Below are 19,192 nucleotides of genomic sequence, written 5' to 3'. Positions count from 1 at the left end.
CTATCTGCGTTAAAAAACTCTCATTTAGAACAACTAAATAGCGAATTTTTTGCCTTGCTATCAACACGTTTATCCATCCTCAAAATAGATCATTTAATTATGCGGATTGGTATTACAACCCTTTACTCAGGAAATTACTTTGACAAATAACGATATTTTACGCCGTCTTCGCTACACCTTTAACTTAACAGATACTGCCATGGTTGATATTTTTGCTGCAGCAGAGGCTATAGTAACCACAGAGCAAGTCATTGCATGGTTAATAAAAGAGGGCGAGCAAGAGTTTGTTAAAATTTCAGACACTGAGTTTGCAACGTTCTTAAACGGGTTTATTAATACTAAACGCGGTAAGCGTGACGGTGAGCAACCAATACCAGAAAGTAAGCTAAATAATAATATTATTTTTATGAAGCTGCGTATTGCGCTAAACATGAAAGCAGAAGATGTAATAGCAACGCTTGCACTTGTTGACTTTGATTTGAGTAAACACGAATTAAGTGCGTTTTCTCGTAAAGTAGAAAACAAGCATTACCGAGTGTGTAACGATCAAATACTGCGTTTATTTTTAACTGGCGTTCAGCAGCAATACCGCCCTGTAGAGTAAATAAAGCGAGTGTATGTTAACCTTTGCAAATTTAACCTTTAAAGGTCAACAGACCCTAACAGCTCAGCAAATGCTGAGCTTTTTTGTATTTAGGGACTGACTTTAAGAGAAGGCTTTGTCTGAGAGCGCTTCTTGCATTTGCTCACGCATTTTGAATTTTTGTAGCTTGCCTGTTACTGTCATTGGGTAGCTCTCTACAAAACGAATATACCGAGGCATTTTAAAGTAGGCCAATTTGTCTTTTAAAAATGCACGAATTGCTTGCTCATCAAGTAATGCATCTTCTTTTGGCTGAATCCACGCACATACTTCTTCACCGTATTTTTCATCGCTAATACCAAATATAGCGGCATCTTGTATACCGGGGTAGGTATAAAGGACCTCTTCAATTTCTCGAGGGTAGACGTTTTCACCACCACGAATAATCATGTCTTTAATTCGCCCAACGATACTTACAAATCCTTCGCTATCCATAACACCTAAATCGCCTGAATGAAGCCAGCCGTCACTATCTATTGTGGCTTTTGTTTTTTCTTCGTCATTCCAATAGCAGCGCATTATGCCTGCTCCTTTAGAGCATACTTCACCGGGTAAACCTATTTTTTGAATATTACCCAGTTCATCAATAATTTTAACCTCAGTATGTGCAAGGGCGCGCCCAACGGTGGTTACTTGGCGCTCTATTGATGAGTCTGTTTCAGTTATATTATTTATAGGGCTGCATTCTGTTTGTCCATACGCAATTAAAACCTGATGCATATTCATCTGGGTTTGAACTTTACGCATGACTTGTTCCGGGCAAGTAGAGCCTGCCATAACCCCCGTTCTAAGTGACCTTAAGTCATATTCATTAAAGGTGCTGAGCTCAAGTTGACTAATAAACATAGTGGGAACACCGTGCAGTGCTGTACAGCCTTCTTGTTCAATTACATCAAGCGTTGTTTTTGCATCAAACGAATCACTTGGATAAATAGCTGCAGCTCCTTTTGCAACACATAACAAACTGCCAAGCACCATTGCAAAGCAGTGATATAAAGGAATGGGAATACATAACTTGTCTTGCTCAGTAAAATGCATAGATTCTGCTACAAATAGCGCATTGTTTAATATGTTTTTATGGGTAAGCGTTGCACCTTTTGGGTTACCTGTTGTGCCCGAAGTAAATTGAATATTTATGTCCTGATCGGCACTTAAATTTGCAGCAATAGCGTTAAGTTCAAGCTCATGAGCTGACGTGGCCATATTCATAATATCTGAAAACGAAAACATGCCAGCGCTTATCTCATCACCAATGCGGATCACATTTTTAAGACTAGGTAAGGCTTGAGCTGAAAGCTTGCCATTGTCACAATGTTTAAGTTCTGGCGCTAAACTATTTAGCATATCTATATAGTTGCTGCCTTTAAATTGTGAAGCCGTAATGAGTGTAGAGCATTCAACGCTATTTAATGCATATTGAAGTTCGTTTGGCCGATAGGCTGGGTTGATGCATACCATAATGGCACCAATTTTTGCGGTAGCAAATTGAGTTAGGCACCACTGAATATTATTTGGTGACCATATTCCTACCCGATCTCCTGGCTTAACGCCTATGGCTAATAACCCCATAGCGAGTTGATTTACTTCTTTTTGAAACTCTTTATAGGTTAAACGGATGTTTTGATGATTTACTACCACCGCGAGCGAGCTGGGGTTTTTGTCGACAATAAAATCAAAGTAGGCACCAATGGTTTTATTGGTTAAAGGTGTATTTTGTGAGCCTTTAAAATAGCTTTGTGACAACGGTAATGTGTTTATAAGCTCTACTTCTTTAACCGCTTTATGTTGTGTGTGCATGTGTTTCTCCGTGTCGATGTGTGTGACGTACATAAACTAGGGTTTAAATAAACATATATTGTCGACAAAGAGAAGGGTGGTTAGACTAATGTATTAGCTATAATTGTGAGGTAGTATATAAGGGTTGCATCTAAAGCGAGGCATAAGTTTCTTAAAACCTTATGCCAAATACGCTAAGTTAGTCAGTAGATGTGTTAACTAAATTGGGCATTAAGTTAAGTCTGTTATGAATCGCATGATGAATAAATTCAAGCTTTGTTCTTACTTCTTGCGTTAACACAAACGGATAGGCATCGGCTAAACCCATGCTGCGGTTAAGAGAATTTAATATAATCGAAAACTCCATCCAACTATCTAAAATTGATGTTATTGAAGTTTGCCCATAAAAATAGTGTGAATTTTGTGGCAGTCTTAGCTCATCAGCTTCATCTATTTCATATTCGCTACCGGTAATAGAGCCTGTAATTGAAAAGTTTTTTGCAGTCTCTAGTGTGTCAATAATATGCATGTAGTGAGCCCATGTTTCAGCCCAGTCTTCAAATGGGTGCATAGTGGCATACTCGCTAATAAAGTTTTCATGCCAATTAGCGGGTGCACCATTTTTATAATGTATGTCGAGGGCTTCTTGGTAATCAAGCGCATCATCGCCAAAGTATTGCTTACATAAAGCATGTTTCTCTGGTGAGTTGGCAATGAGTTGATCAAAATAATAATGGCCTAATTCATGGCGAAAATGCCCTAGTAAAGTACGGTAACGTTCACCCATTGCATGCTTTGTATGTGAGCGCGCTATATCATCTGCTTCAGCTAAATTTATAGTGATATGCCCACAATTATGTCCGGTAAAAACATCCTCATGACCAGCGAGCTTTGTAACAAAGTGATCGTTTACGTTTCTGTCTGTTATAAAGTCAAAACTTAAACCATTTACAGGGTCTTGGTTTAAGTTATTAAGCGGAACACAAAGTGCCTTTAAAGTATATAAAGCACGGCGCTTAGCCGTTTCCATATTGCGCCAAAGCGGAATATGTTTGTCTATAGTTAAATCGGGAACTGTTTCATTAAAGCGACACGCAAAACAGAGCGTTTCGTCTTTATCTACGGGAGGGGCAAACGTATTTAAATTAACCATGCCATTACATGCGCCAAAGTGTGCGTTGTTATCACATTTTTGATAAGGCACATCGGGTTGCTCTGCCTTGAAATATAACCCTGTTTCCTCGTTAAATTCGTAGGGTTCAACAAGGTTAAAATTGTCGTCAATTCCTAAAGTACGACCACAGGCTAAACAATGACTACTTTCAAAAAAAATGGTGAGGTTATCTTTACAGTTACATTTAAAGGTTTTCATATTTTTACCGTACTAGCAAAAAGGGCATAAACAACAAAACGGGTTATGCACGTGAACAGTCGCAAAGTTACGCACTATATGCGTTGTAATAATTCAGTCTTTTTAGTATTAAACTCACTTTCACTTAGCGCACCTAACTCTTTTAAATGCGCAAGCTTTTCGATTATTTCGAGGGTTTCAGCTACCGAAAACGGCAAAACATTCCCTTGTGTATTTATTATATTATTTACCGCTTTTTGTGGCTCAATTTGTTGTGTTTGCTGAGCTTGTTGATCACTTGCTGGGTTATTTACAGGTTGCTCAATAGGGGCTTGTGTTGCTTGTGCAAAATTTTGTTGCTCAGGCTGAATAATAGTATCTGTTGGTTGTGAAACTAATGGCAAACTATTTACGCTAATGTTTCCCCACTGGCTGTTAAACGTAAGGGAAGTATCGCTACCTTGTTGCTGGCTTACACCACTAATTTGGTGATCAAGCGTATCGTAAATAGTTATTTGGCCATTTAGCTCAACGGCTAACCTGTTTGGGAATACCGCATAACGGATATTATTTTGCGCGCCACTACTAAAAGGGCTACCCAAATCAGTTGGCCACCATTGAGCGCTACCTGGTGTACCTGCTGGTATTACAGGAAATACCTGATTAGTACTTAAAAGGTTAGCCAGTTCATTACATAAGTTATCGACGGTATTTTTTAACCCGTTATTAAACATATCACCAACCATGGTCATACCGCCTCGCATCCATTGACCCGAACCACCAAGCTCAGGGCAATTAAACTGAGCCATAGAGCCGCCACCATGATTTACTGCTATTAGCATATGCACTACGGCATCGTAGCTAAGGCCATAACGCGCAGATATACCTTTTACTAAATTATCGCCAGTATCAGTTAGCGTTTGCATAAATAGGTGTCCTTTAAATTAAGGGTGTGTCATTTGCACATTTCCATGGTGCATTTGATGATAATAAAAGCGTGAAGATTAATATTACTTTAATCGTTTTGCTTTAATCTGAGTTTGACTAATTCTTAAAACATAAATGGTTAAAAATCGCTCCACTATAACAGCTTTATAAATTTAAATAGCAGTATTTAGTATGAACTATTTTTTAATGCTCGGCGTGCTTATTTAAAGTGAAATAATTTAAATCAGTTGTTTTTTATTTAGCCATTAATGGTTTTATAGAATACAGTTGGTAAAACATTAATGGATATTTTTCTTTGTTAATATTCAATATTTTAAATTGTTGTAATTTAATAAAGACTAAATTTTAGTCTTTTTTGGTGCAGCGTTTGCACCAAAACAAAGGCAAATTTTTTTAATTACGTAAATTTGTGAAAACTAATATCTATGTGAATGGCCAATGTGTGTTTTTTAGCAGTTTTTAAGGCCTCGTATAAGTAAAAATTTTATGGAATATAAATTGCACAATATTGCTTAGGATAAGTCATATTTTGTAATACCTAACTGGCTATACATTATTAAAGGGGAATTAATCAATGACAATTACTGTTGGTATAGCGCACCATACTCAATACAAGTACGACCGAGCGGTAAACATGGGGCCACATATCTTTCGTTTACGTCCTGCTCCGCATAGCCGCACAAAAATAAAAAGCTACTCGATTAAAATAGTCCCTGAAGATCACTATATAAATTGGCAACAAGATCCTTTTGGCAATTATCAAGCAAGGGTTGTGTTTAATAAGCCTACAACAGAGTTTAGCTTTACGGTTGACCTTGTTGCTGAAATGACCGTAATTAACCCTTTTGATTTCTTTTTAGAAGAATACGCAGAAAAGTTCCCTTTTGAATACGATAAAGTGTCAAAAGCAGAGCTTAATCCTTATTTAAAAAAGCGAAAGCCAAGCCCTAAATTCGTCGATTTAATTGAGTCTTTACGCCCTGAAAAGCCTATTAGAAGTGTTGATTTTTTAGTAGCGGTTAACCAAGCTATTTATAACTTGGTAGGGTATGGCATTCGTTTAGAGCCTGGCGTTCAAACGGCAAATGAAACACTAACTAAAGGTACTGGTTCGTGTAGAGATTCTGCATGGTTATTAGTACAACTTTTTCGCCATTTAGGCTTAGCTGCTCGCTTTGTTTCTGGTTATTTAATTCAACTAACGTCAGATCAAAAATCATTAGATGGTCCAAGCGGCCCTGAAGAGGATTTTACCGACTTACACGCATGGACTGAGGTTTACATTCCTGGTGCTGGTTGGATAGGGCTCGATCCAACCTCAGGATTATTTGCAGGCGAAGGGCATATCCCGCTTGCGTGCACGCCTGAGCCAAGCTCTGCGGCACCGGTATCGGGTGGTATTGATGAATGTGAATCTGAGTTTAGTTTTTATAATAAAGTGACGCGTGTTCATGAAGACCCGCGTGTGACTAAGCCATACTCTGAAACACAGTGGAGCGCTATAAACCGTTTAGGTTTACAAGTTGATGATATTTATAATCAAGAAGGGATCCATTTAACGATGGGCGGTGAACCTACGTTTATTTCAATAGACGATATGGAGCACCCGCAATGGAATACAGAAGCTGACGGCAAAGAAAAGCGCGTACTTGCCCAAAACTTATTTGTTGCTATGAATAAGGTATATACAAAAGGCGGCTTTACACATTATGGACAAGGCAAGTGGTACCCAGGCGAACCATTACCTCGTTGGCAATATGCATGTTATTGGCGCAAAGACGGACAAGCGCTTTGGAAAGATACAAACTTACTCGCTGATCCTAATAAAGACTACAAATTAGATCACACAGACACCAAACGCTTTACCGAAAAGCTCTGCGAGCAAATAGGCTTAGAAACAAAAGCAATTACAACTGCCTATGAGGATATTTTATATCATTTATGGCAAGAGGCCTCGCTACCTAAAGAGGTCGGCCCAAAAGAGCCTGAGTTGTTAAATGCCATGAGCCGAAAAGGCTTTTTAGCAAAAATGGAAAAAGGAATAGAAAACCCTGTAGGTTATGTGCTGCCATTACAATTTAATGAAGGTAGACACTGCTGGCAATCCTGCCTGTGGGAATTTAAACGTGAACACTGTTTTTTACTACCAGGTGAATCACCGCTGGGTTATCGACTACCACTTGATAGTTTACAGTGGAGCGGCAATATAATTGACCGCGACCCATTTGATATACCAGCAAGTTTTGAAAAGACTAAAAAACTTAAAAAAGGCTTTATTGGTAGTGAAATGATCAAAACGGCTATGGCACTTGAAGTGCGAGAAGGGCGTTTGTATATTTTTATGCCGCCAACGAGTCATTTTGAACATTACATCGCATTATTAAATGCAATAGAAAGCACGGCTAAAGCGCTTTCAATACCCGTTGTTATAGAAGGGTACAGCCCGCCTAAAGACAGCCGTATAGAAAAATATGCAGTCACACCTGACCCTGGTGTTATTGAAGTAAATATACATCCTTCAACCTCATGGAAGCAGCTAGTTGATAGAACAACAACACTGTATGAGCTTGCTAAACAAACGCGCTTAGGTACCGATAAGTTTATGGCAGATGGTCGCCATACAGGTACTGGTGGTGGTAATCATGTAACACTTGGAGGCGAAACGCCTGATCAAAGCCCATTTTTACGCCGTCCAGATATATTAAGAAGCTTTATTACTTATTGGCAGCATCATCCGGGGTTATCTTATTTATTTTCAGGTTTATTTATAGGCCCTACAAGCCAAGCACCACGTGTAGATGAAGCGCGTGATGAGCTGCTTTATGAACTTGAAATTGCCTTTTCGCACATGCCTGAGGGCGAAGTGCCAGAGCCATGGCTAGTGGACAGACTATTACGTAATTTATTGGTCGATTTAACAGGTAATACGCACAGAGCTGAGTTTTGTATTGATAAACTGTATTCACCTGATTCGCCAACGGGGCGCTTAGGTATTGTCGAGTTTAGAGGTTTTGAAATGCCGCCGCACTCGCAAATGAGCCTAGTGCAAATGTTATTACTGCGTACCTTACTTGCTTGGTTTTGGAAAAAACCTTACCACAAACCATTGGTACGGTGGGGTACAGAGCTTCATGATAAGTTTTTATTGCCTCAGTATGTTGAAGACGACTTAGCTGAAGTAACGCGTGACTTACAGGAGGCAAGTTTTGCGTTTCAATTAAGCTGGCTTAATCCATTTTTTGAATTTAGGTTTCCGGTTTGTGGCACACGCGAACTCGATAACGTAACGCTAGAATTAAGAACCGCAATAGAGCCTTGGCATGTACTAGGTGAAGAGGCGAGTGCATCAGGTACTGCACGTTATGTAGATTCATCCCTTGAGCGTGTACAAATAAAAGTAAAAGGCGCTATAAGCGATAGATACATTGTTACTTGTAATAGCCGTAGAGTGCCGTTAAAAGGGGTTAAAGGAAAAGGGCATGATGAACTTGTGGCGGGGATTCGCTACCGAGCTTGGCAACCACCTACAGCACTGCATCCTACTATTGGCGTACATGCACCATTAGTCTTTGATTTAATTGATACCTGGGAAGGGCGCTCATTAGGCGGATTTGTTTATCATGTAAGCCATGCCGGAGGACGCAACCCTGAAACCTTACCTGTTAATGCATTTGAAGCAGAAGGGCGTAGAGTCGCACGTTTTTGGGAACATGGTCACACGCCATCGTTGTTAGCATCTGATCAACCAAGTTGGAGCCCATCAGCCGCCACACGTACGTTTACAAGTGCAGAGACGGTGAGTGACTTTGTAGTACCTGATGAAGAAAACGTTAATATGGATTATCCAAATACGCTTGATTTAAGACGACAACCACGATTTAAATAAAGCATAAATCAGCTCAATAATGATGTTATTCCACTTTTAAATTAATTAAAGTGGAATAATCTATATTCAATTTTAGCCTTAAAGTTAATGTTATAATTTTAAGGTGGAGCACTTTAATTTGTACATAAATAATAACGCAATGTCTGAGTTACCACAGTGGTTGTCCTTGTATCTTGAAAAAGGCCACGGGCATGACGAGTTAGCAAATCACAGTGGTTTGAGTCCTGAGCATTGGGATACATTATTTAACCGCTTATCAAGCTTAACGGGCGAAGATCTAAGTAGTCGTGCAATTGAAATTCGTCAGCTTCTTCAAAATGGCAATATTAAAAGTGAAAGTAATCAACAATGGCACTTAGATCCACTGCCATTTATGTTCTCCGGCAATGATTGGGAAGCCCTTGAAAAAGGGATCAAGCAACGCACCTCATTACTTAACAAGGTGCAGAACGATATTTATTCTGAGCAAAAGTTACTTTTAAATGGGCACATTAGTGCCGAAAACCTATATCAAGACAGTCACTTTATGCGTGAGGGCTTTAGTTTACCTAAAGACGAGCTTAAACTATTTTTTACGGCACTTGATGTGTATCGAACGCCTTCTGGCGAATTTAAAGTATTAAAAGATCACTGCCAATGCCCACTTGGCCTTGGGTTATTACTAAAAAGCAGAATTATTGCGCGTCGCGTAATGGCCGAAGAATTTGCCGAATGTAATGTGCAGCAAATAAAAGATTTTTTAAACTTATTTCAAGAGGGTATTAATGAATATATTCATTATATGGATGACCCTCGAATTGTTATTTTAACCCAAGGTATAGACGATCCTAACTATAATGAACATGCGTTTTTATCAACCTACTTTGGCTATACCTTAGTACAAAGCGCCGACTTAACGGTTAGAAACGGCGAAGTGTGGCTAAAGTCATTGCAGGGGCTTGGAAAAATTAACGTGATTTTGCGTTGGATCCCCGACAATAGCATTGACTCATTAGAACAAACTGAATATTCATTGCATGGTATTGCAGGGTTATTGCAAGCTGTACGCGAGGGCACCGTTAAAGTTTTAAATCCGTTTGGTAGTGGTGTTTTGTCATCTGCAGCGATTCAATTTAATTTAGATAAGCTATGTGAGCAGCTTTTAGATGAGCCATTATTAATTCCAGGGGCTAAGTATTATAAAGCCACTGAAGCTGAGGATTTAGATTGGAGTACACTTGAATTCACAAGCTTCAAAAATCCTGAGTTTAAGCTCGATGGTGTATTAGATGCAAAAAAAATTAAGCAACACATTCAACAAAATCCAGATGCGTACTACTTTCAAGAAAAGCCTGTATTTAGTAGTGCCCCCTTTTGGCAAGACGGTAAATTAATAGCCAAACCTGTCATTTTTAGATGTTATGCGTTAACTACAGAGCATGGCATAGAAGTACTGCCCTCGGCCTTGTGTTTATCTACACAGGCACGAAATTCAGCCGGTAAATCGGGGTGGCTCAAAGACACATGGGTGAACACGGTCGATAATATTGACTTAGAAGAACAAAATGCACCGGTACCTATTCGTAAAAGAATGGACGTTACTCTACTCGAAGGAATTATTTCAAGTAGAACCGCTGAGCATTTATTTTGGCTTGGCCGTTACTTAGAGCGCTGTGAAAATACGATTAGGATTTTACGTATTTTTATCGACCGCTATACCGAACTTGCTATATATCCCGATTTAATAAGGCGTAATATTGTTGCTAGGTTACTCACTGCTATCAAGTCGCAGCATATTGTTTACCCGTATATTGAGCAAAGTATTACAAATGAGGAGTTTGAAACCCGTGATGCTAAGCAAAGTGCTTTTGTCTTACTTGCAGATGAGCAATGTGCTGGAAGTATTATTAATACGCTTAAATATTTAGCTAATGCATCGGTACAAGTACAAGAGCTATTATCTCATGATAGTCGTCGTATTATTGACGAAATGAACGAGCAAATAAAAATACTTAAGCACGTTAATATCAATATATCTACACGCACCATCCAAAGTATTTTAGATAAAGTGATTGGTCTTATTATGGCTTTCAACGGCTCTCTGGCGGATTGTATGCCAAACAGTAATGGCTGGTTTTTACTTGAGATAGGTAGACGCATAGAGCGCAGCCTACAAATAACGTCTTTGGGAAATACATTACTCACCCAAAAACTAGATGAACCTGAAGAGCTAGGTTTATTAGAGGCAGTACTAAGTAGCCAAGTGAGTTTAGTAACCCATAAACGCCGCTATAGAATGTACCAAACAATAGGCACGGGACTTGAGTTATTATTGCTAGATGCAGAGTACCCCCGCTCATTATTATTTCAACTTGAACAAATAAACCAGCTTTGCCAGCATTTACCTAATAAACGCAGGCAAGGCGTAATTGCAGCTCATGAAAAAGCTATTTTACTCTCCAAAACGAGCTGTTATGTAACCGAAAAAGATTACCTGCAAACAACAGAAAACGGACAGCGCAAACATTTAATTGAATTTAGCCATAACATAAGAATAAACCTAGATACTTTTTGTGATGTATTATTACTACAGTATTTTTCTCATACACAAACGGCTAATAAATTGAACTGGACTAATATTGAGCAAGCTCAATCGTGAAATATAAAATTAAGCATTCGACAACATATAACTATACTGATTTTGTAAGTTTGTGCCAAAACCAAGCACGTTTAACACCTAAAACTAATCGTGGGCAGATTTGTCATAGTAGCCACATAGAGATAGAGCCCATTGCTAACTATGTTCAAGAGTTTACAGATTACTTTGATAATAAAGTCACTGCGTTTGAAATAGCAACGCAGCATAAAAAACTAACAGTGACCATGATAAGTGAAGTTGAGCTAATTACGACTGCAAATAAAAACTTAAATATTGCTGTTATTAGCTGGGATGAAGCGCGTGATTTTTTAGCAAAACCAAATACAGCACAATTATTAAAAATATCTGAATTTATTTTGCCCTCTCAGCTTACACCTATTGAGGAAGCCTATAAGGATTATGCGTTAGTGTCATTCTTAGCAAATGCTAATTTGATAGATGCCTGTAAAGATTTAATGGCACGAATATTTCATGAGTTTCATTATGATCCCGGTTTTACAACTATAAGCACACCTTTAAGTGTTGTTTTTGCACAAAAAAGGGGCGTTTGCCAAGACTTTGCACACTTTGCACTCGCGTGTTTACGCAGCATAGGCTTAGCTGCTAGGTATGTTAGCGGCTATATAGAAACACTACCACCTGAAGGCGAAGAAAAGCTTGAAGGCGCAGATGCAACCCATGCATGGTTTGCACTGTTTGTTCCTGATTTTGGCTGGGTAGACTTTGATCCAACAAATAATATTTTACCAAGTGGGCAACATGTAACACTTGCAGTAGGGCGTGATTTTTCTGATGTAACACCGCTTAAAGGTGTTGTATTTGGTGGGGGTTCTCAACTACTTGACGTAGCTGTAGATATGATTCGATTAGAATAAATTAACAACTTCATAGTTATTATGGATAAGACGGAAGGGTGTATGAAAATTGATTGGAAAGCGTACCAAACGAATGGCTTTTTTGATGAATTAATAGACGCACAAGGAAATATTCGATCGCATGGCAAACAGCTTGCGCAATTTTTTGCTGGTTTATCTGAAGAAGAACTCATAAAAGCCAGAGCGGTTGCTGATTTAGCGATTAAGGAAATGGGTATTACCTTTACGGTTTACAACGAAGGTAACATGATCGATAGAGCATGGCCGTTTGATATTATCCCACGCACTATTGGTAAAAAAGAATGGCAAAGTGTAGAAGTTGGCTTAAAACAGCGCGTTGAGGCTTTAAATTTATTTATTGATGATTTATATCACGATCAAAAAATTATAAAAGATGGGATTTTCCCAAAAGGACTCCTAGAAAAGTCCGTTAACTTTCGTACTCAGTGTGTAGGCATTAACCCACCTAATAAAATTTGGGCACACATTTGTGGCTCTGATTTAGTGCGCGATGGCAACGGCACTATGTATGTACTTGAAGATAACCTGCGTGTGCCTTCAGGCGTATCTTACATGCTTGAAAACCGCTCTGTAATGAAGCGGGTTTTTCCTGAGCTATTTGAACAAGCCACTATTTTACCTGTTGATGATTATCCATCGCAATTGTTTGATATGTTAGCGGCTATGTCTCCACGTAAGCAAGATAAACCTGAAGTGGTCGTACTTACACCTGGCGTATTTAACTCGGCATATTTTGAGCATTGTTACCTTGCTCAAGAGATGGGGTGTGAGCTGGTGGAAGGCAGAGATTTAGTCGTCGAAAAAGACGACTGTGTATACATGCGAACCATAACTGGATTACAACGAGTTGATGTAATTTACCGTCGAATAGATGACTTATTTTTAGACCCAGAAGCATTTTTACCTGAGTCCCAATTAGGTGTCCCTGGTTTAATGCGTGCATGGTCTAAAGGGAACGTAGCTCTTGTGAATGCACCTGGTGCAGGTGTTGCCGATGATAAAGTTGTTTATGCATATGTACCTGAAATAATAAAGTATTATTTGGGCGAGGAAGCTAAGCTTGAAAACGTACCAACCTTTAAATGCCTCGATCCTAAAGAGTGTGACCATGTTATTAAAAACATTGATAAGCTTGTTGTAAAGCCAGCTAACGAGTCTGGTGGTTATGGATTATTAATTGGCCCTAAATCGACTAAAAAAGAACAACAAGAAACGATTGCTCAAATCAAAGCGGATCCGCGCAACTGGGTGGCACAGCCAACACTTGATTTATCAACTGTCCCCACGCTTGATGGAACGCAAGTAGATGGGCGCCACGCTGATTTAAGGCCGTTTATTTTATCATCAGGTAAAGATACACAAATAACGACAGGCGGTTTAACGCGAGTTGCTATGGTGAAAGGCTCTTTAGTCGTTAATTCATCACAAGGCGGTGGCAGCAAAGATACATGGATTGTTGACGAGGAGGCTAAATAATATGTTATCAAGAGTAGGTGAAACTTTATATTGGGTTGCTCGCTATGTTGAACGTGCTGAAAATGTGGCTCGTTTAATCAACGTAAATAACATGTTAATGATGGACTTACCAAAAGGTGTTTGTACTGGGTGGGAGCCGTTAATAGATATTATTGGCGCACGAAAAGCATACCAAGAAAACCATACCGATTATAGTGAGCAAAAAGCACTGCGTTATTTATTGGTAGGTAGCGATAATAACTCCTCGATATTGAATTCGATTATTAGTGCTCGCGAAAGCGCGCGTACCATTCGCGACGTGATCCCGCGTGATGTATGGGAAGAAATTAACTCTTTGTATTATTATGTAAAAGATAACCAAAAAGAAGGGTTAACAAAGCGCGGTCGATTTGCTTATTTAAAGCAAATTATCGAGTCAGCTCATTTAATTTTTGGTGCGTTAGATGCGACAATTAACCACGATCATGGATTTACTTTTATACGCTTTGGCTCATTAATAGAGCGCGCAGATATGACCTCGCGAATTTTAGATATTCGCTCAGAAACACTTATTACTAGCGATGAAGCAAAACCATTTGAAAATATTCAATGGATAAGTTTATTACGTTCGCTCAGTGCGTACCAAATGTACCGACAAGAGATGGGTGTGCGCGTGCAGCGCTCAGATGTGCTTGAATTTGTAATGCACAGTGAAGTGTTTCCTCGCTCTATAATGTTTTGTTTAATGGAGTTAAAAAAGCAGGTAAGTGTTTTACCAAACTCAAAAGGTATTATCGATTTAATTGAGATTGCAATAAAAGAGTTAAAGTCAGAAGAAGTCAGACAATTAAAAAATGGTTTTTTGCATAAATATATTGACCAAATACAAATTGAATTAGCGGGTATTCATAATGAACTTGCACAAACTTACTTTTTAAAGCCAGCTGAGTAACTCTAGGTTTTATGCATAAAAAAACGCGCCATTTGGGCGCGTTTTTACTTTAAAGCTTGTTAAATTACATTTCGTCGCTACGGTACGTTTTTTTCATTATGTATACGTAGGCATTAACAAATGCATTTTCTTGATATTTTTTTAGGCCGGTTTCTTCAAAAGCAATAGGGATAGGGTTACGCTTAACTTGCTCTTTAATCTCGGTTGTTGAGAACACGCGAACATCTAAATTTTCAATTAACTGAATAGCAGTTTCCATTTTGAAACCTTTAGCGCTGCCTGCAAATTTACCTTTAGGTTGGCGTTCGCGAATAGCCACAGAGTCAATTTGGTAATCTTGCATTAGCTTTGCAAAATCAAATTGAAACTTGCGCATTACTTCAGTGTCATTGCCATTACCTAAGGTAAAACGTGTTTGGCGCACATCGCGAATATCAAATACGTCATTATCTTTACTTAAAATACAAAGTAGTACGTCACTACCGGTAATTTCTACACCACATGTTCTCATTGCTGTTCTCTAATATAACTTAATTGCCACGTATTATACCCAACCTCTATTAAATTGCGAGGACAAGCCATTAACTGTTGTTTAATTAATGCGATATTTAAAATTGTCACATTATTGATTTAAATTACTTAACGCAGCACTAAAAATAGCTAAATATAGTAAAATATCGCTGAATGTAGGCGCTTTAAACTTGTAATTGTTACTCTATCACGCGACAATATCTTTTTTGTAGTTGAGCAGACTCAGCATCTACATTAGCCAAATAAGGCGAAAAATAGTCAATGCTTATTCGTAAGAGCGTTGTCGAGTCATTCTCATTTAATTTTATTAGAAAATACACGTGATACATTGTAGGTGTCACCACTGTATGTAAGGATTTATAATGCCAGTTATTACTCTCCCTGACGGCAGTCAGCGTAGTTTCGAAAACCCTGTAAGTACTCTTGATGTAGCAAACGATATTGGTCCTGGTCTTGCTAAGGCAACCATTGCAGGTCGTGTTAATGGCGATCGTGTTGATGCGTGTGATCTTATTAGTGAAGATTCTCGTCTTGAAATCATTACCGCTAAAGATGACGACGGCTTAGAAATTATTCGTCACTCTTGTGCTCACTTGATTGGACATGCAGTTAAGCAACTTTTCCCTGAAGCTAAAATGGCTATTGGTCCAACTATTGATAACGGTTTTTATTACGATATCGATATGGAACATTCTTTGTCACAAGATGACTTAGACGCCATTGAAAAGCGTATGCTGCAACTTGCAAAAACAAACTACGACGTAGTGAAAAAAACAGTAAGCTGGCAAGAAGCACGCGATACGTTTGAAGCGCGTGGCGAAATATACAAAATTGAAATTTTGGACGAGAACATTGCAAAAGATGACCGTCCAGGATTATATCATCACGAAGAATATGTAGACATGTGTCGTGGTCCTCACGTACCAAACATGAAATTCTGCCAAAACTTCAAAATAATGAAAGTAGCAGGTGCATACTGGCGTGGTGATTCTGAAAACAAAATGCTACAACGTATTTATGGCACAGCGTGGGGCGATAAAAAGCAACTTAAAGCGTACTTAAAGCGTTTAGAAGAAGCTGAAAAACGCGATCACCGCCGTATTGGTAAAGCGCTTGATTTATGGCACTGGCAAGAAGAAGCGCCAGGCATGGTATTTTGGCACAACGATGGTTGGAGCATTTACCGTGAGCTTGAAGAATTTGTTCGTGAAAAACTTCGTGAATACAGCTACGAAGAAGTAAAAGGTCCTATGATGATGGACCGTTCATTATGGGAAAAATCAGGACACTGGGAAAAATATTCAGACGCAATGTTTACCACTGAGTCTGAAAAGCGCGAATACGCAATAAAACCAATGAACTGCCCAGGCCACGTACAAATTTTTAACCAAGGTTTAAAATCGTACCGCGACCTACCATTACGTATGGCTGAGTTTGGCTGTTGTCACCGTAATGAGCCATCAGGTGCTTTACACGGATTAATGCGTGTACGTGGCTTTACACAAGATGACGCTCACGTTTTCTGTACAGAAGAACAAGTAATGGACGAAGTGTCAGCGTGTATTAAGATGGTTTATGATACATATGAGACGTTCGGCTTTGAAAAAATTGTTGTTAAGCTTTCAACTCGCCCTGAACAGCGCATTGGCGATGATGAAGTGTGGGATAAAGCTGAGCTTGCATTAGCTGATGCACTTAAAGCAAACGACATTGAATTTGATTATCTTCCGGGTGAAGGGGCGTTTTATGGTCCTAAAATTGAATTTACTTTGTACGATTGTTTAGACAGAGCGTGGCAGTGTGGTACAGTGCAACTAGATTTTGCATTACCGGGTCGTTTAGGTGCTACTTATGTAGCAGAAAATAACGAACGACGCACTCCAGTTATGATACACCGTGCGATATTAGGCTCTATTGAGCGCTTTATCGGTATCTTAACTGAAGAGTATGCTGGTTTATTCCCAACGTGGCTTGCACCAAAGCAAGTAGTGATTATGAATATCACTGATAAACAAGCACCTTATGTGCAGGAAATTGTACAAAAATTAAATAAACTTGGAATTAGAGCCGCTGCTGACTTGAGAAATGAGAAGATTGGCTTTAAAATCCGAGAACATACACTTAAGCGTATTCCTTACTTACTTGTTGTTGGCGATAAAGAAGTTGAACAACAAGAAGTAGCAGTACGTACTCGCACAGGTGAAGACCTAGGCAAATTTAATGTTGATGATTTTGTAGCTAAAATTAGCGAAGAAATTAAAAATCGGCAGTAAAAATCGAGTGTGTAGGGCATATGCAAACAGCCAACTACACGCTTATATTATTGATATTCTTGGAGGAACGTACCATTAGAGGCGGCAAGAAAGGGCAACAAACAGCTCAAAAAAATCGTATTAACGAAGAAATTACAGCTCAAGAAGTTCGTTTAATCGACATCGACGGCGAACAAGCTGGAATTCAGTCATTAAAAGACGCACAAGCTATGGCTGATGCAGCGGGTGTTGATCTTGTAGAGATTAGCCCAAACGCTGAGCCGCCTGTTTGTAAGGTTATGGACTACGGTAAGTTCATCTTTGAAAAAAGCAAAGAACTAAAAGAGCAGAAGAAGAAGCAAAAGCAAATCCAGATTAAAGAAATCAAATTCCGTCCTGGTACGGATGAAGGTGACTATCAGGTTAAGCTTCGCAACTTACGTAAGTTCTTAGAAGCTGGCGATAAAGCTAAGATTACGATCCGCTTCCGTGGCCGTGAAATGGCTCACCAAGAAATTGGTATAGAATTATTGAACCGTATCAAAACCGATTTAGAAGAGTTAGCAGTAGTTGAGTCTTTCCCAAATCGTGTTGAAGGCCGCCAAATGGTTATGATGATGGCGCCTGTTGCTAAAAAATAATTTTTAGGCGATAATACGCACCGAATTTAGCTCAGGTACCCAAGTAATATGCAAATATTCACCTGTGCTAACCGGTTTTAAAGTAAAATTGCGGCATTTATGCTGGGTTTTCACCGGAATATGGCAGTAAGTTAGGCCTAAAAGTGGAGCTATAGAAATATATCTCACGCCTGCTTACTAATTTTAAAGCAATACAATTGGAGTTATTGCAATGGCTTATAAGCTAAAAAGTCACAGTGGCGCTGCTAAGCGTTTCAAAAAGACTGCTTCTGGCGGTTTCAAGCGTAAACAAGCGCATCTTCGTCACATTCTGACTAAGAAAACTTCTAAGCGTAAGTTACACCTACGTCCTAAGATGATGGTTCATAAAAATGACCATGGTCTAGTTTCACGTATGTTACCATTCGCTTAATAGGGGTTTTTAGAAATGGCAAGAGTTAAACGCGGCGTTGTCGCACGTGCACGTCACAAAAAAGTTTTAAAACAAGCGAAAGGTTACTACGGAGCACGTTCACGTGTTTACCGCGTAGCTTTCCAGGCTGTTACTAAAGCGGGTCAATACGCTTACCGTGACCGCCGTGCGAAGAAACGTACTTTCCGTCAATTATGGATTGCACGTATCAATGCAGCTTCACGTCAAAATGGTCTGTCTTACAGCCGTTTTATCAATGGTCTTAAAAAGACATCTGTAGAAATCGATCGTAAGATCCTTGCAGATATCGCTGTTTACGACCAAGTTGCATTTGCAGCGCTTGTAGAAAAAGCAAAAGAAGGCCTAGCGGCAGCTTAAGTTTTTTCATATAAGTATTAAAAAGGAGCCCATGGCTCCTTTTTTTGTGTCTAAAATTTGAGTATCTTCAAAATATTAACTAATACAAATACGTAATATTGCTCAATCAATTTAAGGGGCTAAACGTATCGCACCCTTCGTTAACAAATTCTTATGTAGACAACTAAATAGCGAGTTTTTTGCTTAGCTAACAACATGTTTTTTCACCTTTAAAATAGATCACTTAATTAAGCGAATGGGTATTAGGGCGTGTTGATCTTTGCGGATTGAAATTTGTTCAATCTAGGGGCGATTAAATCGCGGCGCGAGGTTTGTAACCTAGTGGGCTAAGTAAAAACCGAGTAACAAAGAGTTTATCGCCCCTAGGCAGAACCCGAAGGGCAGCGCATGTTTGGCATTTATGCTGCGTTATCGCCTATTTATGGGGAGTACC

At 39.1% G+C, this 19,192-nt stretch carries 14 protein-coding genes; 10 read left to right on the top strand and 4 right to left on the bottom strand.

Features of this window, described 5'->3' with window-relative positions:
• The first annotated feature begins 139 nt into the window (after positions 1–139).
• Positions 140–604: a YehS family protein gene (locus tag CWC11_RS18435; RefSeq protein ID WP_138683861.1), complete on the top strand. Its 465-nt coding sequence runs from the start codon at positions 140–142 to the stop codon at positions 602–604.
• A 102-nt stretch (positions 605–706) separates the two neighbouring features.
• Here the strand turns inward: CWC11_RS18435 and CWC11_RS18430 are convergent, their stop codons facing one another.
• The 3 genes from CWC11_RS18430 to CWC11_RS18420 form a co-directional block, all read right to left on the bottom strand.
• A complete protein-coding gene (locus tag CWC11_RS18430) occupies positions 707–2,440 on the bottom strand; it encodes an AMP-binding protein (RefSeq protein ID WP_138683860.1) in 1,734 nt (577 codons plus the stop codon).
• Positions 2,441–2,618: 178 nt separating this feature from the next.
• Complete coding sequence (locus CWC11_RS18425) at positions 2,619–3,791, bottom strand: zinc-binding metallopeptidase family protein (protein ID WP_138683859.1); 1,173 nt, start codon at positions 3,789–3,791, stop codon at positions 2,619–2,621.
• 74 nt (positions 3,792–3,865) lie between these two features.
• Positions 3,866–4,696: an SHOCT domain-containing protein gene (locus tag CWC11_RS18420; RefSeq protein WP_138683858.1), complete on the bottom strand. Its 831-nt coding sequence runs from the start codon at positions 4,694–4,696 to the stop codon at positions 3,866–3,868.
• Positions 4,697–5,292: 596 nt separating this feature from the next.
• On the opposite strand from CWC11_RS18420, the gene CWC11_RS18415 reads away from it, so the two are divergent.
• The 5 genes from CWC11_RS18415 to CWC11_RS18395 all read left to right on the top strand — a co-directional run bounded on the left by CWC11_RS18415 (position 5,293) and on the right by CWC11_RS18395 (position 14,545).
• Positions 5,293–8,604, top strand: a complete 3,312-nt coding sequence (locus tag CWC11_RS18415; protein ID WP_138683857.1) for a transglutaminase family protein — start codon at positions 5,293–5,295, stop codon at positions 8,602–8,604.
• A 139-nt stretch (positions 8,605–8,743) separates the two neighbouring features.
• Positions 8,744–11,242 carry a circularly permuted type 2 ATP-grasp protein gene (locus CWC11_RS18410; protein WP_249330770.1) on the top strand — a complete coding sequence of 833 codons (2,499 nt, stop codon included), beginning with the start codon at positions 8,744–8,746 and terminating at the stop codon, positions 11,240–11,242.
• Complete coding sequence (locus tag CWC11_RS18405; protein ID WP_138683855.1) at positions 11,239–12,117, top strand: transglutaminase family protein; 879 nt, start codon at positions 11,239–11,241, stop codon at positions 12,115–12,117. Before CWC11_RS18410 ends, CWC11_RS18405 begins: the two co-directional genes overlap by 4 nt.
• A 42-nt stretch (positions 12,118–12,159) precedes the next feature.
• Positions 12,160–13,614 carry a circularly permuted type 2 ATP-grasp protein gene (locus CWC11_RS18400; RefSeq protein WP_138683854.1) on the top strand — a complete coding sequence of 485 codons (1,455 nt, stop codon included), beginning with the start codon at positions 12,160–12,162 and terminating at the stop codon, positions 13,612–13,614.
• 1 nt (position 13,615) lies between these two features.
• Complete coding sequence (locus CWC11_RS18395; RefSeq protein WP_058549088.1) at positions 13,616–14,545, top strand: alpha-E domain-containing protein; 930 nt, start codon at positions 13,616–13,618, stop codon at positions 14,543–14,545.
• A 64-nt stretch (positions 14,546–14,609) separates the two neighbouring features.
• Here CWC11_RS18395 and CWC11_RS18390 read toward each other — a convergent pair whose 3' ends face one another.
• Positions 14,610–15,056, bottom strand: a complete 447-nt coding sequence (locus CWC11_RS18390; protein ID WP_058403926.1) for a DUF3010 family protein — start codon at positions 15,054–15,056, stop codon at positions 14,610–14,612.
• Between the two features lie 382 nt (positions 15,057–15,438).
• Between CWC11_RS18390 and thrS the strand changes: the two genes are divergently transcribed.
• The 4 genes from thrS (at position 15,439) to rplT (ending at position 18,759) form a co-directional block, all read left to right on the top strand.
• The gene (gene thrS / locus CWC11_RS18385; protein ID WP_138683853.1) at positions 15,439–17,349 is read left to right on the top strand and encodes a threonine--tRNA ligase; all 1,911 of its coding nucleotides are present in this window, start codon (positions 15,439–15,441) and stop codon (positions 17,347–17,349) included.
• A 59-nt stretch (positions 17,350–17,408) separates the two neighbouring features.
• Complete coding sequence (gene infC, locus CWC11_RS18380; RefSeq protein ID WP_008466946.1) at positions 17,409–17,969, top strand: translation initiation factor IF-3; 561 nt, start codon at positions 17,409–17,411, stop codon at positions 17,967–17,969.
• Between the two features lie 211 nt (positions 17,970–18,180).
• Positions 18,181–18,381, top strand: coding sequence for a 50S ribosomal protein L35 (rpmI, locus tag CWC11_RS18375; protein WP_002960713.1), 201 nt, complete (start codon positions 18,181–18,183; stop codon positions 18,379–18,381).
• A 15-nt stretch (positions 18,382–18,396) separates the two neighbouring features.
• Positions 18,397–18,759, top strand: coding sequence for a 50S ribosomal protein L20 (rplT, locus tag CWC11_RS18370; protein ID WP_004587841.1), 363 nt, complete (start codon positions 18,397–18,399; stop codon positions 18,757–18,759).
• The last annotated feature ends 433 nt before the right edge of the window (positions 18,760–19,192 follow it).

It is taken from the genome of Pseudoalteromonas sp. S3178 (genome assembly GCF_005886985.1).
GTDB classification, from domain to species: Bacteria; Pseudomonadota; Gammaproteobacteria; order Enterobacterales; family Alteromonadaceae; genus Pseudoalteromonas; species Pseudoalteromonas carrageenovora.
This window is presented reverse-complemented; position numbering and strand designations above follow the sequence as displayed.